Source organism: Microcoleus sp. D2_18a_D3, assembly GCF_036702455.1.
Lineage (GTDB): Bacteria > Cyanobacteriota > Cyanobacteriia > Cyanobacteriales > Microcoleaceae > Microcoleus.
This window is the reverse complement of record NZ_JAUBTK010000133.1, coordinates 1-11476: the sequence shown is the minus strand read 5'-3', so window position 1 is coordinate 11476 and position 11476 is coordinate 1. Positions and strand designations below refer to the sequence as shown.

General features: G+C 46.6%; 9 protein-coding genes. 6 read left to right on the top strand and 3 right to left on the bottom strand.

All coding sequences use genetic code 11. From position 1 onward, the window contains the following. Positions 1-156 precede the first annotated feature (156 nt). The 3 genes from QUB06_RS32635 to QUB06_RS32625 all read left to right on the top strand — a co-directional run bounded on the left by QUB06_RS32635 (position 157) and on the right by QUB06_RS32625 (position 4759). Complete coding sequence (locus QUB06_RS32635; RefSeq protein WP_333438802.1) at positions 157-951, top strand: YdcF family protein; 795 nt, start codon at positions 157-159, stop codon at positions 949-951. Between the two features lie 375 nt (positions 952-1326). Further along, entirely contained in the window at positions 1327-4482 is a 3156-nt protein-coding gene (locus QUB06_RS32630; RefSeq protein ID WP_333438801.1) for a poly(A) polymerase, read from the top strand. A gap of 43 nt (positions 4483-4525) precedes the next feature. Next, complete coding sequence (locus QUB06_RS32625) at positions 4526-4759, top strand: hypothetical protein (protein WP_333289934.1); 234 nt, start codon at positions 4526-4528, stop codon at positions 4757-4759. Between the two features lie 291 nt (positions 4760-5050). Here QUB06_RS32625 and QUB06_RS32620 read toward each other — a convergent pair whose 3' ends face one another. From QUB06_RS32620 to QUB06_RS32610, 3 genes are all read right to left on the bottom strand, one after another. After that, the gene (locus QUB06_RS32620) at positions 5051-5284 is read right to left on the bottom strand and encodes a ferredoxin-thioredoxin reductase variable chain (protein ID WP_006635793.1); all 234 of its coding nucleotides are present in this window, start codon (positions 5282-5284) and stop codon (positions 5051-5053) included. 614 nt (positions 5285-5898) lie between these two features. Continuing rightward, positions 5899-8667 carry a DUF3536 domain-containing protein gene (locus tag QUB06_RS32615; protein WP_333438800.1) on the bottom strand — a complete coding sequence of 923 codons (2769 nt, stop codon included), beginning with the start codon at positions 8665-8667 and terminating at the stop codon, positions 5899-5901. A 480-nt stretch (positions 8668-9147) separates the two neighbouring features. Continuing rightward, positions 9148-9402, bottom strand: coding sequence for a hypothetical protein (locus QUB06_RS32610; RefSeq protein WP_333438799.1), 255 nt, complete (start codon positions 9400-9402; stop codon positions 9148-9150). Here QUB06_RS32610 and QUB06_RS34840 point away from each other — a divergent pair. The 3 genes from QUB06_RS34840 to QUB06_RS32600 are packed head-to-tail and all read left to right on the top strand — an operon-like array spanning position 9384 to position 11425. Further along, entirely contained in the window at positions 9384-9572 is a 189-nt protein-coding gene (locus QUB06_RS34840; protein ID WP_445251444.1) for a DUF1016 N-terminal domain-containing protein, read from the top strand. The two genes, QUB06_RS32610 and QUB06_RS34840, sit on opposite strands and share 19 nt — an antisense overlap. Then, positions 9494-11269: a hypothetical protein gene (locus QUB06_RS32605; RefSeq protein WP_333438798.1), complete on the top strand. Its 1776-nt coding sequence runs from the start codon at positions 9494-9496 to the stop codon at positions 11267-11269. Before QUB06_RS34840 ends, QUB06_RS32605 begins: the two co-directional genes overlap by 79 nt. A 12-nt stretch (positions 11270-11281) precedes the next feature. Further along, on the top strand, positions 11282-11425 hold the full coding sequence (locus QUB06_RS32600) for a hypothetical protein (protein WP_333438797.1): 144 nt from the start codon (positions 11282-11284) through the stop codon (positions 11423-11425). The last annotated feature ends 51 nt before the right edge of the window (positions 11426-11476 follow it).

Here is an 11476-nt window from a genome sequence, read left to right as displayed (position 1 = left end):
TTAGTCATTAGTCATTAGTCATTAGTCATTAGTCATTAGTCATTAGTCATTAGTCATTAGTCATTAGTCATTAGTTAACAGTCACTAATGTTCTTTGGCCCAATACCCAATACTTCGGCTACGGGAGCGTACTTCCAATGCCAAATTCCCAATTGAATGTTTGTATTTCTATCGAAACTCCTGCCGCTGTTTATTTATCCTTTGGGGTTGAGTTGCCTGTTAATGATGGCGGCTTTAATCACACTTTGGAAGCGTCCGAAATGGGCGGCGGCGCCAATTGCTGCAGCTCTAATTATTTTACTGCTCGGAAGTAGCGGTTGGGTTTCAAAATCGTTAGTTCGATCGCTCGAATGGCAAAACTTACCAACCGCCGAACTCCCCCAAGCTGAAGCGATTATCGTCTTGGGCGGCGGTGTCAAAGCAGCTTTACCTCCCCGTCCTTGGGTAGAATTAGCGGAAGCGGGCGATCGAATAATCTACGGTTCCCGACTTTACAAGCAAGGCAAAAGTCCCCTGCTAATTCTCAGCGGCGGTAGAGTAGATTGGAAAGGCGGCGGGGCTCCCGAATCGGCAGACATGGCAGAAATTGCCCAAACAATGGGTGTACCGACATCAGCAATTCTGCAAGACCCCGATTCACACAACACTTATCAAAATGCCGTCAACGTGCGGAAAATTTTAGATGCTAAAGGCATAAAAGGGCCGGTTTTGCTAGTGACATCGGCGATGCACATGACTCGATCGCTCTTAATTTTCAAGCGGCAAGGAATAAAAGCAATTCCCGCACCAACAGACTTCCAGATAACGCAGCAGGATATCGCAGCATCCCAAAACAATTGGCAAGCAGTCGCCTTGGATTTATTGCCGGATACCTATCAGTTAAACCAGTCAACCAAAGCCTTAAAAGAATACATCGGTTTGTTCGTCTACCGATTGCGGGGATGGCTTTGAGAGAATTTTAGATTTTAGATTTTGGATTTTGGATTCAATCTAGGACTTATAGCCGTCGCCCGTACACAAGTTCAGGACTTATACCAATCCGGGTTAAAAAACCCTTCCCAAGCGCGAGGGGGAGAGGGGGAGATTTCAATCGCCTCCTTCAAAAAGGGGATGACAAACCCGGATTTAGTATTGCCCATCAAGACTGAGAAACCGGGTTTTTTACCAAAATAAAAGGCCTTGAGGCACTATTTCCGTAAAAAAATCCGGTTTCTGCGTTCAGGACTAAAGTTGTACCAATATTGAGCGCACCCTACACGATCGCTCTTTATGTAGTACAATATAATTACGCTTGTCATACAATGGTAACTATAACAAAATAATACAATGTCAAAGCCAAAGTCTCCAAAACAAAAAATGGCGACAATCCGCGAGGTTTACGATCGCATTTTATGGGATAGTCGTTTAGACCATCGCGCCTTTAGTCTGGGTTTTAGCGATCGCATTTCTGGCAATATCCGGGAAAAACTCCTGTCAGAATGGGAAGTAAACGGGGATATTCCCTGGCATCGGATTCGTTATGTTAAATGCAGGGAAACAATTGTTTGGGATCGCGATCGGCTGCTAGACTTGTTTGCTACTGGAGAATTACCAGTCACAGCATGGGTGGTGGTAGCGGGAAACGAGGAATCGGAAAACCAGAAACAGCAAATTTTTCCTCACCTGCTACCTTCGATCTCTGTTACTGACTTCCACACCATACCTATTTACCGCTACGATCGAGAAAATTGGCAAGCCATCGATTATTCCTTAGAGTCGGTAACAGTAACAACATTAAAAATTGCAAGTTTTAACGTATTATCAGATCGCTACGAATCCGAGCAGACGCAGACAGCCAAGCGAATTCCCATAATTATAGAACATCTGCGTCAGTGTGATGCGGATATTATCGCCCTCCAAGAAGTAACGCCGCGCCTGTTAGAAATACTGTTAGCTGAAGATTGGGTGCAGGGTTATAATATCTCCGAATCTCCCCAAGGCGAGACGCTGGAATGGCACGGTTTATTGCTGCTATCCAGATTGCGGTTTAACTTAGTAGAATATCGCTACTCGCAGCGGAAGCGGGTATTAGTAGGAAAGTGGTTGCTTAACGGGAAAACTCTAAATGTCGCCGCCGTCCATTTCACCAGCGATTACAATAAAAATGCTCTCGAAGTGAGATTGAAGCAACTTAATATCTTGCTAGAATATCTGAATACACAGCCCGGAGATTGCCTAATTGTTGGCGATTTTAATGCTAGAGGCAACGAACAAGCAGAGATATTAACCCAAAACAATTTTATCGATATTTGGCAAACACTCCATCCAGACGATCCGGGCTACACTTTCAATCCCCAGGCTAATCCCTTGGCAGAATTAATGAGTCTAACTAAACTTGCGGCACGGTTAGATAGGATGGTGTTGCGGAGTCACGATCGAGATTGGATATCTAGTAAAATAGAATTATTTGCCTGCAATCCCGTACCAGATACAGAAGGAAAAATCTATCCCTCCGATCATTTTGGTATCCTTACCCAGCTAGAATCTGCCGCCTTTTTGCAAACCATCCCACCTGTCTATCGAAGCGCAGTTGTCATAATTCCGCCGGATGAAATTTTACCCGCAATTCAAACAATTCGCCGCCGGTGCGATCGGCAATTCCACCGCTGGATGCCGCATATCAATCTACTGTATGGTTTTGTGCCAGAGGCGTATTTTCCAGAAGCAGCAGCAGCCATCGCCCAAGCACTGAAACAACTAGAACCATTTACCATCACTCTATCAAACTTTGAAATTTTTACCCACTCTTCTAGCTGTACTGCATGGTTAAATCCTATTCCCGAACCTGCTGATTCACTAAATCGATTGCAAACCGTACTTCAACAAATATTTACCCAATGTAACGAACAAAGTACCAGATCGGCTAACGGATTCACACCCCATTTAACCGCAGGTCAATTTGCCACAGCCCAAGCCGCCAAAACCGAACTTTCCCAATGGCATCCCCTACAATTTCAAGTAGACTCGATCGCCCTAATTAGCCGCCGCGATCGCGAACCATTCCAGGTTAGATACCGCATACCTTTAAAAGCCGAAAATCCGCCAGAAATTTCCAGCGCAAAAACAGGAGAAGATGGGTTTAACTTATCGCTAATAGAAATAATCAACCAACTCGATCCCAAACTAACCCAAACACAGCTACAGCATCGACAAGCAATTCAATCGATCGTAGCCCAAGCTTGTCGAGAATGTTTGGGCTACCCACCATTGTTGCAGCAAATCGGATCGGCACGTATAGGCGTACAAAGCAGCCACAGCGATTTAGACTTAATTTGTATAATTCCCGTCCCTTTAACAGGGGAAACATTCCTCAAACAGGTACAAAATAGACTAGCAGGATTGTGCGATCGCTCCCAACTGGTAAAATCGGCAAGAGTGCCAGTATTGAGAATGGAAATTGAAGGAGTGGCCGTCGATTTACTCTGTGCTACAACCCTGGGACAATCCCAGATAATTGAACCGTTATCTGAAGCCGCCAGACCCTTTTTCGATCCCGTCAGTTGGAGTGCCGCAGTCGGTATTTTGGAAGCGGACTTAATAGTGGATACAGTCAGCCAACATCTGTCCTGGGATGTATTTACAAACTTGTTAAGGGCGGTGCGAACCTGGGCGAAAGCACGTCAAATTCACGGTAATGCTTGGGGATTTCTGGGTAATTTTTCTTGGGCGTTACTGACAGCTTGGACTTCCATTCAATGTGGAGATATAACCCCTAATTCCCCTAGGCTGTTTCGGGGCAACCACGGGGGGATTGCCCCTACGGAAAACGATGGTTTTGTAGGGGGGGTGTCCCCGTGTCCGCCCGGCCCCAGAGACGATAAATTACTGGACATATTACTTGCCAATTTTTTCCAAATCCTCAGCCAACACGATTGGACTCAACCAATATCATTAACTGAAGCCGGAAAACAGTATCCAGTGCGAAAATCGCGGGAATGGTTTCCTGTAATAACATCGATCGAACCTTGTCAAAATAGTACCCGAAATGTCACGCGATCGACCGCAGAAATATTGCGCCGCGAATTGGGGCGCGGTGCAGAAATTGCCGAGGAAGTATTGGCGGGAAATACCGCTTGGACAACTTTAGTTGAGTTAGCCGATTTACCTGAACAATCGAATGCGTTTTTAGTATTGACGGTAAGTAGTGCAGAAGTTGGCGAGTTAGAAAAATGCAGCGGCTGGCTTGAAGGTAACACTATCGGATTAGCGATTAATTTAGAGCAAAAACTTAATATCCATGTCAGGCCGTGGCCGGGAATTACGAGAAGACAAAATCTAGTTAGTGCAGTGCTAGGTACGAGCTGTAATATAGATGAAGATGCTGCTGCGATCGCGCTTCTTAGCAATGAGTTTATCGACCAGTTCAATAGTGTTAACGATCGCAGCAATATCTTGAAGGTAGAGTTGTGCGATCGCGCCTTACTTAGAAATGTGTTAGCCTAGAGCAATCACAGCCAAGATTTGCCACAGTCGCCCCCAAACAATCATGCTGCCCCACGAGTTGCAAAACATTGCCCCAGAACCGACTCCCGCGGCCGAAATTTTTCAGAGACACCAAATTGTCCGCGAGTTTTACGATGAAATTAAGTACCGTCAAGAACTAGAACTTCACTGCCAGTGGTATTACGCTACAGCCAAGCAGCATCAGCAGGAATTGCAGAAAATGCAGGGAGATTGGAATATTTTAGGTTGGTTCAGCCGCGCACGGTCGAAAAATTAAGGGTTAAATAAAAAAGATGGTTTGTAGTAAGGACTTTAGTCCCGCCCATCGACTAAAAGCTACAGAAAAAAGTGAAGCCCTCACTACAAACTGTACAACAGCTATATAACTCCCGCCCAAAAACGGATACTTGCTTTCCGACAGGACTCGCGATCAGCGCAAAATTTTAGACTCTAGTTCAAGCTTCCAGATTCATCTGTGGAGTAAATCTAAAATCTAAAATCTAAAATCTAAAATCGACTGACGGGATTTGATATTGTCTTTGGGCTCCGGCTTCAACTTTTGAGACAGCTAGACTTCCGAAGATATCAATTCGACCTCATCCTCTTTCAGGTGAGCTCGAAATTTTTTGTCAAATTGTACTAGAATCGGCCAATTAGCACTGACAGGTCTGCCGTGCCATTCGTGAACGATCGCCACGACTTCTCCTTCCATACCCTTAATATCAAATGGTTGACTGCGATTTTCAGGATGGTGGTAGACAACAACAGAGTTTTTAATGCAAACGCGATCGCCAACTTTCATCAGAAAAATGGGTAGAAACCCCGTGCTTTTAGCACGGCTTTACATTTAATTTGAATCCCCTCGCGGGGTGGAGGGGTATGGTTGCCCCTCCGGTGAGGCATGGTTGCCTCAAACTCCCATTTCTGGGGTAAAGTTAGCTTCGCCAATGTTTAGTGAGCTTGTTAGGCTAGCAACACTATCTCAGTGACCTTAAGACTGTTTAGTTGCAAGCGATAGAGCGGAAAACTAGCTTCGCATTCTCCGGTATCGTGACTCAAAAAACGTAGTCAGTAAAGACTTAGGCTGGTCAGGATGGCTTGTTAGATTTCTCTTTCAAGCCTCATGCCTTTAGGCTGAGGTTCCTGACAGACTTATATTTAGTGTTCTCTATTCAAAACTCTGCAAAGCCTACGGGTGCTTAACACTTGTAGGCTTTGCCGACAGTCTTCTTATCTTCCCACAAGTAGAGCGAAAACTTAAACAAAGTTGGCGGTTCCCTGTCGCTGCTTCGATCCCCAGCCGCGATCCACGTCAGCCGAAATGTTGATGATTCTAGGTTGAATCCGCCCGATCGAGATTTAAATCTCGATCGGGCGGATTCTCAGGGGCGGGAATGGATCTGGCTAATCGGGAAACTATTTACTTAACTGATTTAACCAACACTCAACATCAACGGCCAAGGTTTGACCCAACTCCAGCAACTGCCGGATCGAAGACAAGTCCCAGCCGACGCCGGAACCGGCAATCCCCAAGGCAACGGCAGCGACCACACTGTCGCCCGCCGAGGCATCTTGCAGTTGCAGCCAGCCCAAACACAGAGGCACAATTTGACTGTACAGAGAATTGAAATACAGTTCCTGCGATCGATCCAGACACAAACCCAGACTCAGCCGATCGCCCACCGCAATCAAACGCTCGATCGTGCGGATATCAGCTTCCAACTTGACAGGCGAGCGATCCTCCGCGCCCGATCCTGCTTGCAGCAGCCTGTCTAGCGATCGCCAAACCAGCCTTTCCAAAATTTGCTTGACTTCGGGAACGTTCAACCGACAGCGGAGATGGCCGCTTTCAGTGGCGATCGCCTCTATTTCTGCCAGCAGCGACTCCCCGTCCTCGGTTTCCTGTTCCAGGGCCTTGGCCGCCGTCAAACAGCGGTGTCCCAAAGCCACCTCAGCAGCCACCTGCAACTCTACGGGCACCTGCAGATCGTCGCGGTGGAACGCCATTATCACCCCGTAATTTTCCCGGTAAACCTGAGTGTAAAGCTGATCCAACCGAGTCAAGTTTTCCTGACTCAGCAACTGCACGATCCGGTGGCGTTCCTCAGCAAACAAATCCCGCAAGCTAAAGGACTGATCTCCAAACAGGCGAACCATTTCCAGAATCGCGTGGGCGGCCGAAGCTTCTTGGAGAACTCCAAACAACCGCTCTTTGAGCATAGTGTAAGACCGGCGGCTGCCAAAAGGCTGAATGCAGCAGTGGAAGTCCCAGCCGCCGAGGTGGAACGCAGCAAACACAAAAACCTCTGTTTCCCGCGTAATTTCCGAGGTTAACTCCAATTGACCCACAGCCAGAGTCATCGATCCCATGCGCTGAATTTGGAAATCTTCCTGCTGGGCCTGATAGCAGTAAACTCGCTCTTCGCGGGAATATTTGGCAAACAGAGAACTGATTGCGTAGTGGGCGGCCACTTGTCTGAGACTAATTTGGGCTGTCACCACCAGTTGGCGGTAAACTTCTGCCCCTGTTTTAAAACACTCAACGTTGCTGGGTACGAGGGCTAGTTGAGCGACAAAATCCTTTTCTAGCTGGATGCCGGTAACTTCGCCCGCCAATTCCAGCGCCCGGGCCGCGTAGCGCAGAATTTGCACGCCTTCTGGCCGCGAAATTTCTTCAAAAAACCAGCCGCAGCTAGTGAACATTAACAGGGTGTGGCGCTGCATTTCCAGCAGTCGCAGGGCGTCCACCTGTTCTCCGGCATCGAGGGGGCGCACTTGATGGCGTTGAAGGAAACTGTCAACGTTAGCGGGCGATCGATCCCGGATGACCTCAATATATTCATCTCTGGCTTTCCAGGGATCGCTCAACAGCTTGCGCCCCGCTTCTTCATAAATCGGAATCAGTCGATCGCGCAGCCAATTCAGAGTATCCCGCAGAGGGCGGCGCCATTTGAGGTGCCATCCGCCGCCACCACCGCAGCCGCAATCATCTTGCCAGCGATCGACCCCGTGAGAACAACTCCAGGCCGTCACCGGTTTGAGTTCCACTTCCCAAGCGCTCGGATTTTGACTTAAATAATGAGCAAAATTCGTCACCGTCCAGCCTCGACGGGGAAACTCTTCTGTGAAGGCGTAGGCGAGGCATTTTTCCGTACTGTGTTTGTGGTGGCCGAAAGTTTCGCCGTCCGTCGCCACGCAGATTAATTGAGCCGGTCGGTGGTCTCCCCGTACTGCTTGACCCAAGCGCCCGACCAAGTGGTGGCTGCTGCTGAGAACGTCATTGAAGCCCATATCCCGCGAGATCGGGCCGTCGTAGAAAAAGATATCAATGTAGGGAGTGTTGGCAGGTGGGGCTTCGGAATTTTGGGAGTGCTGGCGGCCAAAATAGTGAGTGCTCAGCGGCGAGAGTTGGTGGTCAGCCATCAACCGCATTTCCGGCTTCAAATAGCAGCGGTACGGGCGAGTCGGATCGATTTGACCCCCGCCGACTTCGTGCCATTCGGAATTATGCCCATGTTCCCCTTCGTGGTTTTGCCCGATTAGCGGGCGGCAGCGTTCGGCTTGGGAGGGGGCTAAGACAATGAAGCGGATGCCTTCAGCGACTAAAACTTCGAGGGTGGCGTAGTCTACGGCAGTTTCGGCGAGCCACATTCCTTCGGGATCGCGACCGAACCGGGAGCGAAAATCTGCGATCCCCCAGCGAATTTGGGTGTATTTGTCTCGCTCGTTAGCGAGAGGCATGATGATGTGATTGTAGACTTGGGCGATCGCGTTGCCGTGACCGTTGAGCCGCTGACAGCTTTTGCGATCGGCTTCCAGAATCCGCTGGTAGACTTCCGCGTCGTAGCGTTCGAGCCAGCTCATCAGGGTGGGCCCGATGTTGAAGCTCATATACTCGTAGTTGTTGACGATCCCCGTGACTTCGCCGCGATCGTTAAGTATGCGGGCAAAGGCGTTCGGGCGGTAGCACTCGATGTCAATGCGTTCGTTCCAGTCGTGGGCTGGAGAGGCGCTGGCTTGGCGTTCGATCGCGTCCAGGTAAGGGTTTTCCCGGGGTGGCTGGTAAAAGTGACCGTGAACCGTCACGCACACCCCAGTTGCTGCAGCCACACTGGTTTGGGTTGCAGCCGTTACGGTTGGCGAAGGCAAAGGCAGCACATCGGATTGAGTTGTAGACGAAATCATGCGATCGAATCCTCAAGTAGTTAAAGACAATAAAACCAGCCTAATTAGAAACTGAAACCTTACGCAGCAAGAGTTACAGCTAGGCATCGGTTAGGGCTAAATTTGGCAGACAAGTTTTGATACATTTGTAGTATTGCGAGCAAAGCATTCGTTCCAAGATGCCAACCGTCGATCCCTGGGTTTTTTGCCAATGCTTTGCTGTTGAAAGAGTTAAAAAATGTAGCTTTTGCTGCTTTTTGGCACTTGCGACCCATTTCGGGTTAGTGCTTGCAGCACTGCTCATTGAGAGTTTCATTTACCTTGCTGGATTGTAAAGTCTTATTCATTAAATAGCAACTTTTCGCCGGAAAGATTTAATTTTTGGCAATAAATCTTAGCGGTTGTGGATATCGGTTTAATGCCCGATGGATTTATAGAGTAAGAGTTTTGCCCGAGTTTCGCATCATACTTTAGGTGCTTTTTACCTAAGTTCTGGAGAAGTTAGGCCAGTGGGGTTAGGGCGGGGCCGATTTGCTGCAAATGTACTTTCCAGAAGAGTTGTAACACTGGTGCGGAGTCAAAAGGCAACAAAAAAGCAAAACGGTAAGTGTTAGGTTTTAACTCCTGAGAGGTATGTGAGGGCGGAGTCGAAGGAGGAGGAGGAGGAGGGTTTGGACGAGAAGATGCTGCATTTGACGGCGAAGTGGGAAAAAAACTAGGTTTCTGGCGATCGTCTTGTGCAAGAGGTGCTTGCACAAATTCCTTGGAGGCAGAATCTCCCCATTCTGGAGGCTGTGAAATATCCTGTTTACCGCGAGTGGTACATTCGCTATTCTATCGAGCAAGGATGGAGTCGAAATCTGTTAGTTTCTCAGATAGAAGGAATCAGGAGAAAGCCCCCATACTTGCTGTTATTCGTCAGGTAAAATCACCCTGTTTTTTCTCAAATTTATATTTTTTTAATACGAAAAATGCCATGAGTAATGACATGAGTTCCAATAAAAAAAATAACGGTGTCCATAACAATTGGTTCTTAACCAACATTGACTATGAAGGAGAAGGACGGGCTGAATTTGAAAATCCTAAAGGATATATCGAAGGAAGGGTTAAAATTTCCTTTGATGAATTTGGTAATTCCAGTATTGAAATGAACGTAGCCAAGTACCATACTGAACAGCCCCTCAGCTTTAATTGTATAGAATTCTTTAATGCAGCTCCCGCCGAGGAAGAGGGTAGTTTCTCTTCTACAAATCGTTGTGGAAGCAACCCGTGTAAAAGTTTAACTGTCAATACTCCTGATGGGACCTATTCCGCACAAGGAAGTATAGTCTACAACCCTATCAGTAGTTTGGGCGGGGATAACACGAGAGTTGAATTTTATTTTTTTCCTTCATATTTTGACAATATAAATGCTGAACTTCCTAAATATTGGGTATTTCCAATATTTAACTTAATCTCAGATTTTACTCAGCTAAATTCACAGCTTGATGGCCATCCCCTGCGTATTCTTCCCAGGCTTGACGATGCAGAGAATACTACATGGACACCATTATTCAGGAAGCTTTTTTTCAATATTCATCGTTTAATTGTCTTTGATTTCAAAGGAACTAAGGGATTTATTCAAAAATTGCTTGATTTTAAGGAACGTAAAAAAAAGCTGTACTCTGGTCAGGTGCAACGTACAATCACAGCGGTAATGGTTGGGGAAGTTGGCTCTGAATCCATTGACATAGATAAATTGACGAATTGGCTACCATTCGATCTTCTCCCTTTACTGAGTCTTGCTACGGGTTCTGAGGTAGGAATTCCTTGGATTGAATTCAGAGATGCTAATGGTGGGCTTGTCCGACGCATCCATAACAGATTCGGTCAGCCAAAATTTTCAAGAGGACACACCCCTATTTCGGAACAATATAATCAGGGAACTGGCTATTTACTCACCTGCGCTCAGTCTTCAACGCATTATGGAAAAGCACCTTTAGGTTTTGTAATATTTGACCTTGTTCAAAGCAGTTCACATAGCCTTACTATTGAAGACAAGCTAAATAAAATTTGTCGAGCCTTGGATTATTTATGTCACCACTATAAGCTAGACAGACAAAATTTACTTCTTGGCTTAGATGATGATTATAAGGAGATCGTCAAAAAAGCTCTTAGGTCGGCGGCACAAGAGATTCGTTCTGCGGCACAAGCTGCAAGTGATTCAGGGCAAAGCAAGTTACTTAACAAAATTGCTGATAAAACGATTAACTCTAGCAACATAGACAGGGATTTCGGTCTAGCTGTAACGGACTTACTAAAGCATTTGGGTTTACATGATGCTGACATTATTGATGCCTACTATCAAAGTAACCCACGAGCTGATGGAAGGACTCATTGGAGCAGTGTTCTGTCTGGATATCGTGGAATTGCAGTGCATACGGGTGACTTTAGCTTCCAAAAAAAAACATACGATATAAATGATGTTGTAAGAATTACTTATCATTTATACGATATTCTGGTACGCATTGTTTTTAAGATGCTTGGGTATGATGGTACATACCAGCCAATAATCAGAAATCAAACCTCACAGCCTGTCGATTGGGTAAAGGCCGATCTTCCAGCCAGCGAATTAGGGTATTAACCCAAAAATATATTGTTTAGATTAAATCGTAAAAACATTGAAGTGGAGATCAACCAACAAAAAGAACAATTCAGCAACATCTACCTGCAAGCTGTCACCACCGTTGCCGGCTATTCCCTCTACAAACCTTTCGGCTCTCCTGAGTTTATGGTGTAAAATGTACCTACTAATACATTTACCGTTATGAGCTTCCATCTAGACTATCTA

Coding starts and splice junctions, on each gene's coding strand:
- QUB06_RS32630 (WP_333438801.1), top strand. CDS start 1,327: ATGTCAAAGCCAAAGTCTCCAAAACAAAAAATGGCGACAATCCGCGAG.
- QUB06_RS32625 (WP_333289934.1), top strand. CDS start 4,526: ATGCTGCCCCACGAGTTGCAAAACATTGCCCCAGAACCGACTCCCGCG.
- QUB06_RS32635 (WP_333438802.1), top strand. CDS start 157: ATGTTTGTATTTCTATCGAAACTCCTGCCGCTGTTTATTTATCCTTTG.
- QUB06_RS32620 (WP_006635793.1), bottom strand. CDS start 5,284: ATGAAAGTTGGCGATCGCGTTTGCATTAAAAACTCTGTTGTTGTCTAC.
- QUB06_RS32615 (WP_333438800.1), bottom strand. CDS start 8,667: ATGATTTCGTCTACAACTCAATCCGATGTGCTGCCTTTGCCTTCGCCA.
- QUB06_RS32605 (WP_333438798.1), top strand. CDS start 9,494: ATGGAGTCGAAATCTGTTAGTTTCTCAGATAGAAGGAATCAGGAGAAA.